This is a genomic window from Serratia plymuthica, assembly GCF_018336935.1.
Classification (GTDB): Bacteria; Pseudomonadota; Gammaproteobacteria; order Enterobacterales; family Enterobacteriaceae; genus Serratia; species Serratia plymuthica_B.
In genome coordinates, this window is record NZ_CP068771.1 from 1,515,350 (window position 1) to 1,534,192 (window position 18,843).

The 18,843-nt window shown below is 53.9% G+C and carries 14 protein-coding genes; 12 read left to right on the forward strand and 2 right to left on the reverse strand.

What is annotated here, in order from left to right; translation table 11 throughout:
* Positions 1-353 precede the first annotated feature (353 nt).
* A complete protein-coding gene (gene ycaO, locus JK621_RS07175) occupies positions 354-2,117 on the reverse strand; it encodes a 30S ribosomal protein S12 methylthiotransferase accessory factor YcaO (protein ID WP_212559218.1) in 1,764 nt (587 codons plus the stop codon).
* Between the two features lie 148 nt (positions 2,118-2,265).
* On the opposite strand from ycaO, the gene ansB reads away from it, so the two are divergent.
* The 9 genes from ansB (at position 2,266) to lpxK (ending at position 14,745) form a co-directional block, all read left to right on the forward strand.
* The gene (gene ansB / locus JK621_RS07180) at positions 2,266-3,312 is read left to right on the forward strand and encodes an L-asparaginase 2 (protein WP_212559219.1); all 1,047 of its coding nucleotides are present in this window, start codon (positions 2,266-2,268) and stop codon (positions 3,310-3,312) included.
* A 432-nt stretch (positions 3,313-3,744) separates the two neighbouring features.
* Positions 3,745-4,830 (forward strand): 3-phosphoserine/phosphohydroxythreonine transaminase, encoded by a 1,086-nt coding sequence (gene serC / locus JK621_RS07185; protein WP_212559220.1) that lies wholly within the window; start codon positions 3,745-3,747, stop codon positions 4,828-4,830.
* Between the two features lie 123 nt (positions 4,831-4,953).
* Positions 4,954-6,240, forward strand: a complete 1,287-nt coding sequence (gene aroA, locus JK621_RS07190; RefSeq protein ID WP_212559221.1) for a 3-phosphoshikimate 1-carboxyvinyltransferase — start codon at positions 4,954-4,956, stop codon at positions 6,238-6,240.
* Between the two features lie 276 nt (positions 6,241-6,516).
* Positions 6,517-7,206 carry a (d)CMP kinase gene (gene cmk, locus JK621_RS07195; protein WP_212559222.1) on the forward strand — a complete coding sequence of 230 codons (690 nt, stop codon included), beginning with the start codon at positions 6,517-6,519 and terminating at the stop codon, positions 7,204-7,206.
* Positions 7,207-7,387: 181 nt separating this feature from the next.
* A complete protein-coding gene (rpsA, locus tag JK621_RS07200) occupies positions 7,388-9,061 on the forward strand; it encodes a 30S ribosomal protein S1 (RefSeq protein WP_004942650.1) in 1,674 nt (557 codons plus the stop codon).
* Between the two features lie 62 nt (positions 9,062-9,123).
* Positions 9,124-9,408: an integration host factor subunit beta gene (ihfB, locus tag JK621_RS07205; RefSeq protein WP_004942652.1), complete on the forward strand. Its 285-nt coding sequence runs from the start codon at positions 9,124-9,126 to the stop codon at positions 9,406-9,408.
* A 308-nt stretch (positions 9,409-9,716) separates the two neighbouring features.
* Positions 9,717-11,981, forward strand: coding sequence for a ComEC family protein (locus JK621_RS07210; RefSeq protein ID WP_212560147.1), 2,265 nt, complete (start codon positions 9,717-9,719; stop codon positions 11,979-11,981).
* Positions 11,982-12,016: 35 nt separating this feature from the next.
* Entirely contained in the window at positions 12,017-13,765 is a 1,749-nt protein-coding gene (msbA, locus tag JK621_RS07215; protein WP_212559223.1) for a lipid A ABC transporter ATP-binding protein/permease MsbA, read from the forward strand.
* A complete protein-coding gene (gene lpxK / locus JK621_RS07220; RefSeq protein WP_212559224.1) occupies positions 13,765-14,745 on the forward strand; it encodes a tetraacyldisaccharide 4'-kinase in 981 nt (326 codons plus the stop codon). The genes msbA and lpxK overlap by 1 nt, the downstream gene beginning before the upstream one ends.
* 1 nt (position 14,746) lies before the next feature.
* On the opposite strand, the gene hglS is transcribed toward lpxK, so the two are convergent.
* Entirely contained in the window at positions 14,747-16,153 is a 1,407-nt protein-coding gene (hglS, locus tag JK621_RS07225; protein WP_212559225.1) for a 2-oxoadipate dioxygenase/decarboxylase HglS, read from the reverse strand.
* A 528-nt stretch (positions 16,154-16,681) separates the two neighbouring features.
* Here hglS and cspE point away from each other — a divergent pair.
* The 3 genes from cspE (at position 16,682) to JK621_RS07240 (ending at position 18,670) form a co-directional block, all read left to right on the forward strand.
* The gene (gene cspE, locus JK621_RS07230) at positions 16,682-16,891 is read left to right on the forward strand and encodes a transcription antiterminator/RNA stability regulator CspE (protein WP_212559226.1); all 210 of its coding nucleotides are present in this window, start codon (positions 16,682-16,684) and stop codon (positions 16,889-16,891) included.
* Between the two features lie 220 nt (positions 16,892-17,111).
* Positions 17,112-17,333 (forward strand): cold-shock protein, encoded by a 222-nt coding sequence (locus JK621_RS07235; RefSeq protein ID WP_006320799.1) that lies wholly within the window; start codon positions 17,112-17,114, stop codon positions 17,331-17,333.
* A 110-nt stretch (positions 17,334-17,443) separates the two neighbouring features.
* Positions 17,444-18,670, forward strand: coding sequence for a winged helix-turn-helix domain-containing protein (locus JK621_RS07240; RefSeq protein WP_212559227.1), 1,227 nt, complete (start codon positions 17,444-17,446; stop codon positions 18,668-18,670).
* Positions 18,671-18,843 lie beyond the last annotated feature (173 nt).

Below are 18,843 nucleotides of genomic sequence, written 5' to 3' on the forward strand. Positions count from 1 at the left end.
ATTTATTGATTTTAAATAAAAAAATATTTTTTAATGTTTGCAAATAATTTTGAATGGACCGGGTGAACACGTGTTTGAAAGGTTAAATATTTATGCGTATTGTCTCTTTTTGGCAGTTAACCTTTACTTATCGGTTAATTATTATTTCACCAACTTGCAACAATTAACGTTTTGTTTGTCTTGTTTGTTGATAAGTGCGTAATTAGCCGGAAAAAATAAAAAGAGAAAAGGGTGATTTAACCGTCAAAATAATATCCGGTTATTTTTTGCCGCTTTTACGAATGCAGCATACACCGATCTACTGCTTTAGGAGTAGCGCCGGCAGGCAAGCTGCCGACGCATGAATACTGCCGTTATGCCTGCGCCCAGTGGCGACGCTTGGCGTTTTGCAGTTTTTCGTAGGCTGCCAGCAGCGCCTGGTGCGCCGGTAACGCTTTCAGGCTGCTGTCGACGGCGAACAAGCCGTTAAAGCGCTCTTCGCCGCTGATGGCGGCAGAGGCGGCGTCGACCGCTTCCTGACCGTACATTTTCACGAAGGCACCGTAGTACTGAGCCGGATCGCGCTCAGGCTCCTGCGTCAGCAGCAGCAGGGTTTGCAGGCAGCGGTAGTAATTGCTGCGTGCCGGGCTTAACACCGAGCCGTTGAAGTCCTGGGTCCATTCCGTCCAGATCAGAGCCTGTTCCATATCGCCGCCCGCGAGTGCCAGCATGGATTTCAGTTCGCCCACGCGCAGGGTATGCCAGGCGTTGTCTTTACCGGAGGCGATACCCAGCAGTTCACGTACGCGGGTGAAATCGTCCAGGCCTTCGTCATCCAGTCGCTCAATCAGCGCCAGATATTCTTGCGGCTCCCACTCGCTGCCCGGCAGCGCCAGCAGGGTATCACGCAGGTGCGCGCCCATGCTGTTATTGGCCAGCAACAGATCTTCCGCCGGGTAGATGTCGGACATGCCCGGCACTATGATGCGGCAGGCGTAAACGTCCAGGTGTTCGTAGTCGGCGATGTACACTTCGGCACCTTCTTTGTCGAAAATGCTCATCAGCGTGGCGAATTCTTCCTGCGTGCTGCCGCTGAAGCTCCAGTCGACAAACGGGTAATCCGCATCCTGTTTGAACATGTCCCAGGAGATCAAACCGCTGGAATCGATAAAGTGGGTTTCCAGATTGGTGTGTTCGGCCACTTCTTCGTCATCGAAGGTTGGCGCGGTGAACACGTCCAGATCCTTCAGACTGCGGCCCTGCAGCAGTTCAGTCACGGTACGCTCAAGCGCTACGCCGAAGTCAGGATGAGCGCCGAACGAGGCGAAACAGGTGCCGTTGGCCGGGTTGAACAGCACTACGCAGATTACCGGGTAGTTGCCGCCCAACGAGGCGTCATAGGACAGGATCGGGAAGCCTTCCTGTTCCAGGCGGGCAATAGCTTCCACCACGCCCGGATAGCGGTTCAATACTTCGGCCGGGATCTCCGGCAGGCTGATGGATTCGGCGATAATGCGGTTTTTCACATAACGCTCGAAAACTTCGGAAAGGCCTTGTACGCGGGCTTCGTTCGCGGTGTTACCGGCGGACATGCCGTTGGACACGTACAGGTTTCCGATGATGTTCATCGGGATATAGACCCTTTGCTGGTCCGACTGACGGGAGAACGGCAGGGCGCAGATGCCGCGATCGCCATTGCCGGATTGCAGATCGATCAGATCGCCGGCGGTCAGTTCCTGCTCAGGATCGTAGAACGCATGCAGGCGTTCGTCGAGGATGCCTTCCGGCAGCGAATCGTCGGCCGGGATCGGGAACCATTTCTCGTTCGGATAATGCACGAAATCGCCTTCGGCAATGTGCTTGCCCAAATAGAAATCGGCAAAGAAATAGTTGGTGGAAAGGCGCTCGAAGTATTCGCCCAAAGCGGAAGCCAGCGCGGCTTTTTTGCTGGCGCCTTTACCGTTGGTGAAGCACAGCGGGCAATCGCGATCGCGGATATGAACCGACCATACGTGCGGTACCGGGTTCAGCCAGGAGGCTTCTTCGATATTAAAACCCAGATCGCTTAATTTCTGTTGGAAACGGGCGATGGAATCTTCCAGCGCGGCGTCTTTGCCAGGGATAAAAGTTTGCGTCATTGTCTTCACTTTTTGAGCGTACTAAAAACGCGCAATGATACGGGGTTTTACGCCCAAGCTCCATGTATTCCTAAAGCGGTGGCAAAGTCACAGTTTTTTTAAGGATAAGGGCCATAATTCAGCGGGTTATCTATCAAGGAGAAACCTAATGAAATCAGTGAAACTCAGCGTTGCGGCGCTACTCCTGGCGGGCGCGAGCGGTTCTGCGCTGGCATTGCCCTCCATCACTCTGTTGGCAACTGGCGGCACCATTGCCGGCGGCGGAGAATCGGCGACAAAATCCAACTATACGGCGGGCAAACTGGGCGTCGACGCGCTGGTGAATGCGGTGCCGGAGTTGAAAAACGTCGCCAATGTGCAGGGTGAGCAGGTAGTGAACATCGGTTCGCAGGATATGAACGATGAGGTGTGGCTGAAACTGGTGAAGAAAATCAACGCCGACTGCGGCAAAACGGACGGCTTTGTGATCACCCACGGTACCGACACGCTGGAAGAAACCGCCTATTTTCTCGATCTGACCGTCAAATGCGACAAGCCGGTGGTGATAGTCGGCGCGATGCGTCCGGCGACGGCGATGAGCGCCGACGGCCCGTTCAATCTGTATAACGCCGTGGTGACGGCGGCGGATCCACAATCGGCCAAACGCGGGGTGCTGGTGGCGATGAACGACAGCGTGCTGGATGCGCGCGACGTGACCAAAACCAATACCACCTCGGTGCAGACCTTCCAGTCGCCCAATTTCGGCCCGCTCGGCTATATCCATAACGGCAAGGTCGACTATCAGCGTTCACCGCAGCGCAAGCATACTACCGATACCCCATTTGACGTATCCAGCCTGACCGAGCTGCCCAAGGTCGGCATTGTCTATAACTACGCCAACGCTTCCGATGCGCCCGCCAAGGCGCTGATCGCCGAAGGTTATCAGGGGATCGTCAGCGCTGGGGTCGGTAACGGCAACCTGTACAAAACGGTGTTTGATACGTTGGCGACCGCCGCACATAACGGTGTGGCCGTGGTGCGCTCTTCAAGAGTGCCGACCGGTTCCACTACGGAAGACGCGGAAGTGGATGACGCTAAATTCGGTTTTGTTGCCTCTGGCACGTTGAACCCGCAAAAAGCTCGGATTCTGCTGCAGTTGGCGCTGACTCAGACCAAAGACGCCAAACAGATCCAACAGATGTTTAATCAGTATTGAGTCGTGTTCGACGGGGGGCATCGCTCCCCGTTTTCTGTCGTCGGGCCATGCTGCAGGCAATCACCGGCCGACGTGGCGGGGGATTGTGCCTGCAGCGCCTTTGGCGGATTCACGGCAACATATTTGCCCGCTCTGCGGCAACGGTCGGTGGATTGCGGCCTTGCCCCATAGTCTGGGTAGCTGAATACAGCATAAAACACCGTGTTAACCCACTGAATTCTCCGATGACGCAGCGTTTTATCGCACAAAAAAACGCAGCGACGGCAGAGCCTGTTATTTCGTCTTGCGGTAGTTTGCCGCCTGCGGGCGAATAAGCATTGCAGCAGCGTTACGTGAGTGATAAAACCGATGGGTTGGTTAACTCGACGGTTAACTTTGGGCGTATTTCGGTTGGCCAGTTTCATTGGCGAATAGTGAATGTGGTGAGGGGAAATGACTCAGGTTTATAATTTTAGCTCTGGCCCGGCAATGTTGCCGGTAGAAGTGTTGCGTCGTGCGGAACAGGAACTGTGCAACTGGCACGGTCTCGGCACCTCGGTGATGGAAATCAGCCATCGCAGTAAAGAGTTCATCGAAGTTGCCCAGCAATCCGAACAGGATCTGCGCGATCTGCTCAAGATCCCCTCCAACTACAAAGTGCTGTTCTGCCATGGCGGCGCCCGGGCGCAGTTTGCCGCTCTGCCGTTGAATTTGCTGGGTGATAAAACCACCGCGGACTATATCGATGGTGGTTACTGGGCACACAGTGCCATCAAGGAAGCGGAGAAGTACTGCACGCCAAATGCCATTGATGTGAAAACTACCGTTGACGGGCTGCTCGGCATCAAACCGATGAAAGAGTGGCAGTTGAACGACAATGCGGCTTATGTGCACTACTGCCCGAATGAAACCATCGACGGCATTGCTATCGATGAGACGCCGGACTTTGGCGACAAAGTGGTGATCGGCGATTATTCCTCCACCATTTTGTCCGGCCCGCTGGACGTCAGCCGCTTTGGCGTGATTTACGCCGGCGCGCAGAAAAACATTGGGCCGGCAGGCCTGACGCTGGTGATCGTACGTGACGATCTGCTGGGTAAAGCGCGCCGCGAAGTGCCGTCGATTCTCGATTATACCGTGCTGGCCGAGAACGATTCGATGTTCAATACGCCGCCGACCTTCGCCTGGTATCTGTCCGGCCTGGTGTTCAAATGGTTGAAAGAGCAGGGCGGTCTGGTGGAAATGCACAAGCGCAATCAGGCCAAGGCCGAGTTGCTGTACGCAACCATCGACAATTCCGATTTCTACCGCAGCCGCGTGGCGCATGCCAACCGGTCCTGGATGAACGTCCCCTTCCAATTGGCTGACTCGGCGCTGGACAAAGTGTTCCTCAGCGAAGCGGAAGCCATCGGCCTACAGGCGCTGAAGGGGCACCGGGTGGTTGGCGGCATGCGTGCTTCTATTTACAATGCCATGCCGCTGGCCGGCGTGCGGACATTAACCGACTTTATGATCGACTTCGAACGTCGTCACGGTTAAGCCTGGCTGCCTGCTTTACGCGGGCAACGCGGGCAGCTTTCGCTGTTGTCCTTTTGCATTAAAGCGGCTCCGGCATTTTACCGGGGCCGTTTCGTTTATCAGATTTTGGAGAGTTTTGTTCACATGGTGGATTCCCTGACGTTACAACCGGTCGCCTTGGTCAATGGCACCGTCAACTTACCCGGCTCCAAGAGCGTATCCAACCGTGCTCTGCTGCTGGCTGCGCTGGCGGAGGGAACGACCACGTTGACTAACCTGCTGGACAGCGACGACGTGCGCCATATGCTGAATGCACTGCAGGCGTTGGGCGTGCGTTATCAGCTGTCCGGCGATCGCACCACCTGTAAAGTCGAGGGTGTTGCCGGCCCGCTGGTGGCCCGCGAGCCGCTTGAGCTGTTCCTCGGCAATGCCGGTACCGCGATGCGCCCGCTGGCTGCGGCGTTGTGTCTGGGTAGCGGCGATGTGGTGTTGACCGGTGAACCCCGCATGAAGGAGCGGCCGATTGGCCATCTGGTGGATGCTCTGCGCCAGGGCGGCGCGCAAATTGATTATCTGGAACAGACCGATTACCCACCATTGCGCCTGCGCGGCGGTTTTCACGGCGGTGACGTAACCGTCGACGGCAGCGTTTCCAGCCAATTCCTGACCGCATTGCTGATGACCGCGCCGTTGGCCGAGCAGGACACTAATATCCATATCAAGGGCGAGTTGGTTTCTAAACCGTACATTGATATCACGTTGCACCTGATGCGTACCTTCGGCGTAGAGGTCAGCCATGACAACTACCGGGTGTTCCATATTCAAGGCCGCCAAACCTACCGTTCACCGGGAGATTACCTGGTAGAAGGTGATGCATCCTCCGCGTCTTATTTCCTGGCGGCGGCGGCGATTAAAGGCGGCACCGTACGCGTGACCGGAATCGGCAAGAAAAGCGTTCAGGGCGACACCAAATTCGCCGATGTGCTGGAGAAAATGGGCGCGCGCATTACCTGGGGCGATGATTTTATCGAATGTAGCCGCGGTGAGTTGCACGGCATTGATATGGATATGAACCATATTCCGGATGCGGCAATGACTATTGCCACTGCGGCCCTGTTTGCCGAAGGACCGACCACCATCCGCAATATCTATAATTGGCGGGTGAAAGAGACCGACCGCTTGGCCGCCATGGCGACTGAATTGCGCAAAGTGGGCGCTGAAGTGGATGAAGGTGAGGACTATATTCACGTGGTGCCGCCGGCGAAGCTGAAATTTGCCGATATCGGTACCTACAACGACCACCGTATGGCGATGTGTTTCTCGCTGGTGGCGTTGTCGGATACCCCGGTGACCATCCTCGATCCGAAATGCACGGCGAAAACCTTCCCGGACTATTTTGAGCAATTGGCACGCATCAGCCAATTGGCATAACCGACAGTCGGATGATTTCTTTTTAAGGCCCTTAACCGGGCCTTTATCATTTCTAACGCCCTGACGCTGAGACTTCTTCTATACTTTTCTGCGGTTACGAGCTTATTTTCAACAACCAGACAGTTCCAGGGTAACAGTTCGTCTCTTGGCAGCGTATAATACGCCACCGTACCTGCCCCGACTGGGCGGGCGGCAGGGGCGTTTTTAATTATGCTTTCGCGTTGTGCTGACGGCAGATTATGCCCCTGTGAGGTTTACTACCCGAAGGAGAGAGAAATGACGGCTACAGCCCCGGTGATAACCGTTGATGGACCAAGTGGCGCTGGTAAAGGCACATTGTGTAAAGCGTTGGCAGAATCCCTTGGTTGGCGATTGCTGGATTCCGGTGCGATTTACCGCGTGCTGGCGTTGGCGGCGTTGCATCATCAGGTCGATATCACCTCTGAGGAGGCGCTGGTTCCGCTGGCCGCACATCTCGACGTTCGCTTTGTCGCCCAGGGCGGCAAACTGCAGGTCATTTTGGAAGGTGAGGACGTCAGTAATGAGATCCGCACTGAAACAGTCGGTAATACCGCTTCGCAGGCGGCGGCTTTTCCGCGCGTGCGCGAAGCTTTGCTGCGTCGTCAGCGTGCGTTTCGCGAGGCCCCGGGTTTGATTGCCGATGGCCGCGATATGGGTACGGTGGTATTTCCCGATGCACCGGTAAAGATTTTCCTGGACGCCAGTTCGGAGGAGCGTGCGCAACGCCGCATGCTACAGTTGCAGGAAAAGGGCTTTAATGTTAACTTTGAACGTCTTTTAGCCGAGATAAAGGAACGGGATGACCGTGACCGTAATCGGCCTATCGCGCCACTGGTGCCGGCTTCCGACGCCCTCGTGCTGGATTCAACCAGCATGTCGATCGACGAAGTCATCCAGCGTGCGCTGACTTATGCACATGAAGTGTTAGCGTTGCCGCAGCAATAAGCTGCTGCGACGTTATTGCTTTTTGTCATATTTGTCATAGCAGTATCGAACTATATCGGGTAAAATTTTACCCCTGTAACCTAAACCCTGTCGGCATGGAGCCAATGGCGGGGTATGTGAAACAACCCCATTCGGCGGGATGCTAAATGGACGTTAAACTATAGAACCCTGAAGATTAAACATGACTGAATCTTTCGCTCAACTCTTTGAAGAATCCCTGAAAACAATCGAAACCCGTCCGGGTTCCATCGTTCGTGGCGTTGTAGTTGCTATCGACAAAGACGTAGTACTGGTTGACGCCGGTCTGAAATCTGAGTCTGCCATCCCGGCTGAGCAATTCAAAAACGCACAGGGCGAGCTGGAAATCCAGGTAGGCGACGAAGTTGACGTTGCGCTGGACGCTGTTGAAGATGGCTTCGGTGAAACTCTGCTGTCCCGTGAGAAAGCTAAGCGTCACGAAGCTTGGATCACGCTGGAAAAAGCTTACGAAGAAGCTGAAACTGTCGTCGGTGTTATCAACGGCAAAGTTAAGGGTGGCTTCACTGTAGAGCTGAACGGTATTCGCGCGTTCCTGCCAGGTTCCCTGGTTGACGTGCGTCCAGTACGTGACACTCTGCACCTGGAAGGCAAAGAGCTTGAGTTCAAAGTCATCAAGCTGGACCAGAAACGCAACAACGTTGTAGTTTCTCGCCGTGCGGTTATCGAATCCGAAAACAGCGCAGAACGCGATCAACTGCTGGAAAACCTGCAGGAAGGCATGGAAGTTAAAGGTATCGTTAAGAACCTCACTGACTACGGTGCATTCGTTGATCTGGGCGGCGTAGACGGCCTGCTGCACATCACTGATATGGCTTGGAAACGCGTTAAGCATCCAAGCGAAATCGTCAACGTTGGCGACGAAATCACTGTTAAAGTGCTGAAGTTCGACCGCGAGCGTACTCGTGTTTCCCTGGGCCTGAAACAACTGGGCGAAGATCCATGGGTTGCTATCGCGAAACGTTACCCAGAAGGCACCAAGCTGACTGGTCGTGTAACCAACCTGACTGATTACGGCTGCTTCGTAGAAATCGAAGAAGGCGTTGAAGGTCTGGTACACGTTTCTGAAATGGATTGGACCAACAAAAACATCCATCCGTCCAAAGTTGTTAACGTGGGCGACGTAGTGGAAGTTATGGTTCTGGACATCGATGAAGAGCGTCGTCGTATTTCCCTGGGCCTGAAGCAGTGCAAATCTAACCCATGGCAGCTGTTCGCAGAAACCCACAACAAGGGCGACCGCGTTGAAGGTAAAATCAAGTCTATCACTGACTTCGGTATCTTCATCGGCCTGGACGGCGGTATCGACGGCCTGGTTCACCTGTCTGACATCTCCTGGAACGTTGCAGGCGAAGAAGCAGTACGTGAATACAAGAAAGGCGACGAAATCGCAGCGGTTGTTCTGCAAGTTGACGCAGAGCGCGAGCGTATCTCTCTGGGCGTGAAGCAACTGGCTGAAGACCCGTTCAATAACTACCTGTCTATGAACAAGAAAGGTACTATTGTTACTGGTAAAGTCACTGCAGTTGACGCCAAAGGTGCTACAGTTGAATTAGCAGGCGGCGTAGAAGGTTACCTGCGTGCATCTGAAGCCTCTCGCGACCGCATTGAAGATGCAACTCTGGTTCTGAATGTAGGCGACGACGTTGAAGCTAAATTCACCGGCGTTGACCGTAAGAACCGTGTAGTAAGCCTGTCCGTACGTGCTAAGGACGAAGCCGACGAGAAAGACGCTATCGCAACTGTTAACAACAAGCAGGAAGAAAGCAACTTCTCTAACGCAATGGCTGAAGCTTTCAAAGCGGCTAAAGGCGAGTAATGACGGGGGGCGGTTTCTGACCGCCCCGATACGGTAGTTTAGCTGCAAAGCTTGGAGGACTCATGACCAAGTCTGAACTTATTGAAAGACTTGCTGGCCAGCAATCTCATGTACCGGCGAAAGCCGTTGAGGATGCAGTGAAAGAGATGTTAGAACACATGGCTGCAACGTTAGCCGATGGTGAACGCATCGAGATCCGCGGATTCGGCAGTTTTTCTCTTCACTACCGTGCTCCGCGCGTTGGTCGCAACCCGAAAACTGGTGACAAAGTTGAGTTGGACGGCAAGTACGTTCCTCACTTCAAACCAGGTAAAGAGCTGCGTGACCGCGCCAATATCTATGGTTAATCACTGATTATCCATAGAGTTGTTGCTTGTAAAGAATATAAACGGTGCCTCAGGGCGCCGTTTTTTTTGCCTGGCGTTCACCTGCTTTCTGATTTCTGAGCCTCCCGTCCTGACTTTACTTTGCGCGCTACGCCGCATTCCTGCGTCAATAAATGAAACCTGCAGAGTTAACCTGCCGCCTGTGCCGCGAGCCGTCGCATTGGCGCTGGCGGTTGCCTGACTGCGGGGGAACAATCCTGTCTACGGGGTGTGATGTGCAGTAGTTGCATGTCCTCTGTCGGACGGGAGAAAGGCCGATTAAAACTTCGCTGGATCTGGCGGTTATCGCCGTTGTCTGCGGTATTCTGCCGTTACTGGTGTTGCCGCAATTACCCGATGTATTAACAACTTTGCTGGTTGTTTTACCCGTTAGCTTGATGTTGCGTTTCCGTTGGGCGGGCTGCCAATTTATTGCCTGGGGAGCACTGGGTTTTCTGTGGGCGATCTTCAACGCCGGCAATCTGGTGATGCAGGTCGAACGGTTGAGCCGTGGGCCAGAGGTGACCGCAGTGGTGCAGGTTGTCGGTGTTACTTTGGTGCCCGCTGCGAGCAAACAAACGCTGATGCGCATAGAACAGGTTAACGGGCGTTGGTTAACGCCTTCAATTGCGTTTACTACCGTCTGGCAGCCGGAGGAGCCGCTACTGTGTGCCGGGCAACGTTGGGAGCTACGGCTGCGTCTGAGAGCGGTACACGGCAAACTGAATGAGGGTGGATTCGATAGCCAGCGTTGGGCGATGGCGCAACGTCAACCACTGACTGCGCAGGTGAAACGCGCCAGGTTGCTGGAGGGGAGCTGCAACTGGCGGCAGCGTATTATCAGCCATGCCGAGAGCAATATTGGCGACCTGCGTTATAAATCGGTATTGCTGGCTTTAGCGTTTGGCGAAAGAACCTCGCTGGATCCGGCGCTACGCACTTTGATGCTGAAAACCGGCATTGCTCATCTGATGGCCATTTCAGGCCTGCATGTGGCTATGGCGGCCATATTGATTTGGTTAGCGCTGCGGGCGGTTCAGTTATTCTTGCCCGCTTATCTGATCGGCTACCGCTTCCCACTGCTGGCCAGTTGGTTTGGCACCCTGGCGTATGTCTGGCTGGCTGGCGCACAGCCCCCTGCGGTACGTACTGCTGTGGCGCTGACGTTGTGGATGCTACTACGTCTACGTGGCGTTCACTGCACCTCCTGGCAGGTATGGCTATGGTGTGTGGGGTTAATTCTGGTCTGCGATCCGCTGGCGGTACTGTCGGACAGCTTCTGGCTATCGGTATTGGCGGTTGCCTGCCTGGTCTTTTGGTTCGAATGGGTGCCGTTAAGCGCGCGTTTCCGCTCCGCCTGGTACTGGGCTCCGGTGCGTTGGCTGCATATTCAACTCGGTATCACGTTGTTGCTGGTGCCGATGCAAGCCGCTTTGTTTCTTGGACTGACGTTGACCTCTATGCCGGCGAATCTGTGGGCGGTACCCGTGGTATCACTGGTGACGGTTCCTTTGATTTTGATCGCGGTGATTTGCGGTGCCTTACCGCTATTGAGCGGCGGGTTATGGTGGTTGGCCGATTTGACACTGCTTTGGGTGTTCACGCCGCTGTATTATTTGCAGCGCGGTTGGGTCGATCTGGGCGCCGCCTCGTTACTGGTCAGCGCGGTGGGCTGGCTGCTGGTTATCTGCTGGCGTTTCCACTGGTGGTTAAGTTACGCGACGGGATTGACCGCCGTGGCGATATGCTGCGTACTGTGGCGAGAAAAAGAACCCGCATATCGTTGGCGGGTCGACATGCTGGACGTCGGCCATGGTCTGGCGGTAGTGATCGAAAGAAACGGCAAGGGGATATTGTTTGATACCGGCGATCGCTGGGCGACGGGCAGTGCTGCGGAGCGTCATATTTTACCCATGCTCAACTGGCGGGGCATCAGCCTGGAGCAAATTATTATCAGCCACGATCATCTTGACCATACCGGAGGGCTGGAAGAGGTAAGGCGGGCATTTCCTCAGGCTACAGTACGCAGCCCAATACTTGACCCAGTTCATTTACCCTGCGTGGCCGGCGAAAGCTGGCAGTGGCAGTCGCTGCAATTTCAGGTGTTATGGCCACCGAAAGCGCTCAAGCGACCGGTCAATGACGACTCCTGCGTGATCCGTGTCGATGATGGCCGATATAGCCTGTTGCTGACCGGCGACGTGGAAAAGAAAGCGGAGGCACAGTTACTCAGATCGCAACGCGATCGGTTGGCATCCACAGTGCTTCAGGTTCCTCATCATGGCAGCAGGACGTCCTCAACGCCGCCCTTTCTGCGCGCGGTAGCGCCGGAGGTAGCTTTAGCGTCCGCATCTCGTTACAACAAATGGCGATTACCCGCGGTTAAAGTTGTCGCCAGATATCTGGCAAATGGCATCATATGGCACGATACTTCGCGCTCAGGTCAGATATCCGTACTTTTTTTCGACAACGATTGGCAAATTAAAGGCTTTCGTGAACAATTAATGCCCCGTTGGTACCATCAGCGGTTTGGCGTAGAGGGTGATAATGAGTAAAATGGGCCGCTATTTCTTCCGATGCTGGTATTTGCATGATGAATGATAAAGATCTCTCCACCTGGCAGACTTTCCGTCGCCTTTGGCCGATGATCACTCCTTTTAAGACCGGGCTGATTGTGGCCGCCATTGCGTTGATTTTAAACGCGGCCAGCGATGCCTTTATGCTGTCCTTACTTAAACCTTTATTGGATGACGGTTTTGGGAAGACCGAGAGTAACATCTTGCTTTGGATGCCGTTGGTCGTGATTGGCCTGATGGTGGTCCGTGGCCTGACGGGCTTCGTTTCCAGCTACTGCATTTCATGGGTGTCCGGCATGGTAGTGATGCATATGCGCCGCCGGTTGTTTGGCCACATGATGAGAATGCCGGTATCCTTCTTCGATCAGCAATCTACCGGTACGCTGTTGTCGCGTATCACCTACGATTCTGAGCAGGTGGCCTCCTCGTCCTCCAGCGCGTTAGTGACCGTGGTGCGTGAAGGCGCATCGATTATTGCGTTATTCGGCATGATGTTTTACTACAGCTGGCAGCTGTCGGTGATCTTGATTGTGCTGGCGCCGATCGTGTCCGTTGCTATCCGCATCGTTTCCAAGCGTTTCCGCAATATCAGCAAAAACATGCAAAACACCATGGGGCAGGTGACTACCAGCGCCGAGCAGATGCTGAAAGGCCATAAAGAAGTGCTGATTTTTGGCGGTCAGCAGGTTGAGACCGATCGTTTCGATTCAGTCAGTAACCGTATGCGCCAACAGGGCATGAAGCTGGTTTCCGCTTCTTCTATTTCAGACCCGATTATTCAGCTGATTGCGTCTTTAGCACTGGCGTTTGTGTTGTATGCCGCCAGCTTCCCGAGCGTGATGGCAACCCTGACCGCCGGTACTATCACCGTGGTGTTCTCATCGATGATTGCGTTGATGCGTCCGCTTAAGTCGCTGACCAACGTCAACGCCCAGTTCCAGCGTGGGATGGCAGCTTGTCAAACGCTGTTCTCCATTCTGGATATGGAGCAGGAAAAAGATACTGGCACCCGTGAAGTGGCGCGTGCGAAAGGTGACATCGAGTTCCGTAACGTGACTTTCTATTACCCAGGGAAAGAAACTCCGGCGTTGCGTGATATCAGCCTCAGCATTTCTGAGGGGAAAACGGTGGCGCTGGTTGGCCGTTCAGGTTCAGGCAAATCGACAATTGCCAACCTGCTGACCCGCTTCTATGACGTTCAGGAAGGTGAAATCCTGATGGACGGGCATGACCTGCGTGAATATACCTTGGCGTCACTGCGCGATCAGGTGGCTTTGGTATCGCAAAACGTTCATTTGTTCAACGACACCATCGCCAACAATATCGCCTATGCCCGCGAGAAACGTTACAGCCGGGAAGATATCGAAAAAGCTGCGCGCATGGCTTATGCCATGGACTTCATTGAGAAAATGGAGAACGGACTGGATACGGTGATCGGTGAGAATGGCGTGATGTTGTCCGGTGGGCAGCGTCAGCGTATTGCTATAGCACGCGCACTGCTGCGTGACTGCCCGATTCTGATCCTTGATGAAGCGACTTCAGCGCTGGATACAGAGTCAGAACGCGCCATTCAGGCTGCATTGGATGAACTGCAGAAAAACCGCACCTCGCTGGTGATCGCGCACCGTTTGTCGACCATTGAAAAAGCCGATGAGATCCTGGTGGTGGAAGATGGGCGCATCGTTGAACGCGGTGAACATGCTGTGTTAATCGAACAGCGCGGGGTCTACGCGCAGCTTCACCGCATGCAGTTCGGTCAATAATGATCGAGCGCATTTGGTCGGGTGGTTCACTGGTATATCTGCTGTTGCTGCCGCTGTCCTGGCTGTATGGTTTGGTCAGCGGCTTGATTCGGCTGAGTTATCGTTGCGGTCTGCGTAAAAGCTGGCGTGCGCCGGTGCCGGTGGTGGTGGTGGGAAACCTTACCGCTGGCGGCAACGGTAAAACGCCGATGGTGATCTGGCTGGTTGAGCAACTGCAACGGCGCGGTTACCGGGTGGGTGTGGTATCACGCGGTTATGGTGGCAAAGCGGCATCTTATCCGTTGGTATTGGATGAGTACACTACGACCCAGCAGGCGGGTGATGAACCGGTATTGATTTATCAACGCACCGGTGCGCCAGTGGCCATTTCGCCAAAGCGTGCTGAAGCGGTACAGGCACTGCTGCAACAGCAGAGACTCGACGTTGTCATCACTGATGACGGTTTGCAGCATTACGCGTTGCAGCGCGATTTTGAACTGGTGGTGATCGACGGCGTGCGCCGTTTTGGCAATGGCTGGTGGTTACCCGCAGGGCCGATGCGTGAACGCGCGTCGCGCCTGAACAGCGTGAATGCGCGGGTTGCCAACGGCGGCGTGGCTCAGGCGGGTGAAATCGCCATGCAGTTGCAAGCGCGCGAGGCGGTTAATATCGCCAGCGGTGCGCGCCGGCCGGCGGCTGAGTTGCCGCACGTGGTGGCAATGGCCGGGATTGGCCATCCCCCGCGCTTTTTCGCCACGCTGGAAAAGCTTGGCGTGGATGTCGAGAAAGAAGTGGCATTCGCCGATCACCAGGAGTACCAACATGCTCAACTGGCAGCTTTGGCGTCATCTGAGCAAACGCTGCTGATGACTGAAAAAGATGCGGTCAAATGCCGCATTTTTGCCCAGCCTAACTGGTGGTATTTACCGGTTGACGCGGTTCTTCCCCCCAATCAGGCCGAGCCGTTGCTGCAAAGTATCGAAGCTCTGCTGACTAAATAACTCACACGGCCAGCGCGTTAAGCCCCAGAGCTTGCGCGCAGGCGTTTATCGAACGCTGTTGTGTTTGCTCATACAGCGCCAATTCATCAATCACCTCTGCCCCCAGCGCCTGTTCGAAAGCGGAACGGCTCGATGCTGCATTGTACTGAGCATGCCGGTTGTCGCCCAGGTTAGACTGGAAAATGCCCGCCGCGCTGACCGGTAAGAAGTCTTCATACACCAAAGGCTGAAAGCGAATGTGTTCCTGAGCTATCAGCTGCTCCAGCGTACTGTGTTTATCCAGCGAATCTTTGGCCGCCAGGCCGCACTCGGTAGGGAAATAGCGGAACCATGCCAGTTGCTGCTCACGCAAGGTGGTATAATCGTCCGGAAACGCCTGGAAGTTTTCCGCCAGCAACTGATTGTACCGCTCGGCGTTTTTTTCACTTGGCGGTGCCTGCAAGGCATCGTTGGTGGCTTGCAACAGGCGATCATACAGAGCGCGGCCTTTCGGGGTCAGCGCTACGCCACGTTGCTCGATTTCGCCAAAACGCGCGGTATGGTGCCCGTCCAGGGTGCTGCCGTCATGTTCAACAAAGGCCACGCCTTCTTCCAGCGCTTTAAAGCTGGTCTGGCGTAGCAAAATTGGCCGACGGCGAGGCGGCGGGCCTTCGATAACGGCTTTAGGCGTTATCCCTCGACCGGGCATCGCTTGCTGGACGAGGTCGATATTCAGCGTGCGCGGCGTCAAATGGTTGATATGTGGGCCCTTAAATGCCACAACGTCTGCAATCAAACGGTGTTGATCGTGCAGTTGTTGATATTCGGTGGCGCTGACGGTCGCCCGATTGTGCCACCGAAAAGTTTCCAGCGCTTGTTCGATAAACTCTGTGGCCTGGCCATCATCCAACCCGCCCTGGGCTTCCTGTAAGGCAATCAACTCCAGCACCCGCTCGGTAAAGATGCGGCGGCGGGCCAGCAGTTGCTGCGCCAACTCACGCAACGCCGGGCTTTCAATCAGCTCCAACCGTAATAAGGAGGTAAAAACACGGAATGGACTGATCTGCAATGCGTCTTCATGCACTGCGCGAAACGCGGTGGAATGAACCGGAACTCCCGCCACGGCCAGGTCGTAATATCCGACCGGCGACATGCCCATAACGTTAAACAGCCGCCGAAGAGTCGCCAGTTCCTCTGCTGTCCCCACCCGAATTGCCCCGTGGCGCTCCATGGCCAGCCTTTCTATTTCGCCGGTAATTTGTAACTGATGAGCCAATGCGGCATCTTCGCGCAGGACCTGTCGGTTGGTTTCCGCAACCAGTTCGAGCAAATCGCCATACAGCGGTACCTCTTTTTGGTACATATCTGACATGGCGTGAGAGAACCTGGCGCGGATTTCATTTGGTGAGACGAACTGCTGGGCGGTCATGCGCATAGCTCCTTTATTCAGGATAATCTGAAAAATAGTATTTTTGGCGGTAAAAGTACTGGCTGAAAGGCCATCCACCTTGTTTTCACCCCAAGTTTAGCTATCTCGGTTGGGTTTTGTTATAGCCTGGGCAAGCATATTGGATTTTTATGCGTTAGCTCTCATTTGCCTGGGAGCTGGCGGAAGTAATAGCCGTCTGGAAGGCAATGACGTTGAGTGTGATCTGTAAAAATAAAGAAATTAACCTATTAACAATCATGGACATAAAAATAAATTAGGCGGGGTGATAAAAATAGGCCAATAAACCCCTTGTGCAAAGGGTAGATTTATGAGTAAATGCTCGTCGGCCTGTGATACAGACCTATTTATGTTCGAGTTTAGATTTAAGCAGTTCCTCCAAAGACGCTATCATCCGATTCCGCTTCAAAGACGAACCTTCTAAGTACCTCCCATAAGTAATGTTCCTAAAAACGGCCTAAATTGCCTTTATGGCAGGTTTTGTATATATATTTAAAAGGTAAATGTGTAATGTCTAAGAAGATGGGTCAGGTAAAATGGTTCAACGAAAGCAAAGGTTTTGGTTTCATTGAGCAGAACGACGGCGGTAAAGATGTATTCGTACATTTCTCTGCAATCGCGACCGACGGTTTCAAAACCCTGGCTGAAGGCCAGCGTGTTGAGTATAGCATCCAGGACAGCCCGCGCGGGCCGGCTGCCGCCAACGTTGTCGCCCTGTAAATAAATAGGGAATAACGTAAAGCGAGTTTAATACAACCATGATGAGGCGTTAACGCTGATTCATTGCGGAAGATATTAAGTTCAACAAGCCCGCATAGTGCGGGTTTTTAATTTTTTGCTCACGAGAGGTTTGTTACGAAAAACTTTAGGATGGGCTGGTAGCGTCCAACAATAATAAAAATAACGTTGTTACGGATGCTCAAGTAAAAGGATATAAGTTATGTTTAAAAATACTGTGTTACAAATGGGCCGTGTGAAATGGTTTGATCAGGCCGCAGGTTATGGCTTTATTTCACCGGTAGATGGTAGTGACGAAATCTATGTAAGCCGTCGTTCTATCGCCAATACTAAAAATAAATCGTTGAACGAAGGTCAGAACGTTGAGTTCTCGATCTATCGCAGCTCCCACGGGCTGTCAGCGGCAGACGTTATCGCGTTCTGACCCACTCCTTCCTCGCCAGTGCCGGTGTCGCCACCCCCAAGCACTGGCGAAGAAAAATTTTCCGATATCCACTATTATCGAGCAATCGCTTAACGACTTTGGATGTCAGGATGCTCACCCCGGTTATTTCTCTTGCCGCCGCCCGCGCGCTTCATCTTGCCGCACAAGGGCTGTTATCCCCGATTAAACGCAAAGCCAAACCTGACGACGTGGTTACCGCCATCCAGCGTATGGGATTGCTGCAAATCGATACCATCAGCGTTGTTGCTCGCAGCCCCTATCTGGTGCTGTTCAGCCGCCTGGGCGACTATCAGCCGGAATGGCTGGAACAGGCGCTGGCCAGCCGTCTGCTGTTCGAGTATTGGGCGCATGAAGCCTGTTTTTTACCCATCGAAGATTTTGGTCTGTTGCGTCACCGCATGCTGCATCCGCAGGGTATGGGTTGGAAATATTCTGAAGAGTGGGTGCAAAAGCACCAGGCGGCAATGGACGATCTGCTATTGCATATCGAAGCCGGCGGGCCGGTGCGTTCGGCGGATTTTAATGCCGAGAAGAAAGGAAATAGCGGTTGGTGGGATTGGAAGCCGGAAAAGCGCCATCTCGAAATCTTGTTCACCGCCGGTAAACTGATGGTGGCTGAACGGCGTAATTTTCATCGTGTCTACGATCTGACCGAAAGGCTACTGCCTCACTGGGATGATGAGCGTCATGCGTTACCTGCGGGTCATGCGCAGCAGGAAATGCTCAGCAGAACTTGTCGTTATCTGGGGATTTTCAGGGCTGAATGGTTGGCGGACTACTACCGTCTGAAGCGAGTTGCGCCGAAAAAGCTGCTGGCATCGCTACAGCAACAGGGCGAAATAGTGCCGGTGGTCATTGAGGGGTTGGAAGGCGATTTTTACGTGCATCATTCGCTGGCGCAAGAACTGCAACTGGCAGAACAGGGGGCGCTAAAATCCAGTGTGACCACCTTGCTTTCTCCGTTTGACCCCGTGGTTTGGGATCGCCGACGTGCGCTGGAGCTGTTCGATTTTGATTACCGGCTGGAGTGCTATACACCGAAGGCGAAGCGACAGTATGGTTATTTTACCTTGCCGGTGTTGCAACGTGGCGAGTTGATTGGCCGTATCGATGCAAAAATGCATCGACGACAGGGCATTTTTGAAATTATCAGTTTCCATCCGCAGGCCAAAATTCGCTTTGGTAAACAGCGTGTGCAGGATCTCCGGCAGGCAATTACCCGCAGTGCAAAATGGCACGGGGCCAAACAGGTGACGCTGGGGGATATTCCGGCGCAACTTTCCCAGGAATGGGGGGAAGGCTGGGAAATGGAATAACGAACGGCGTCGTCAGCGTGGGTAAAACGAATTTTCAGCGCCGCTCGTTACAATCAGATAGATGCCTCAGTTGCTGAAATTGGCGAACAGGGCGATGATTTTGTGAATACGTTTAATCATGGATGGTTTTTTTGTGATTTGCATCACAAAATTCTACGCTTGCATCGCCGTCA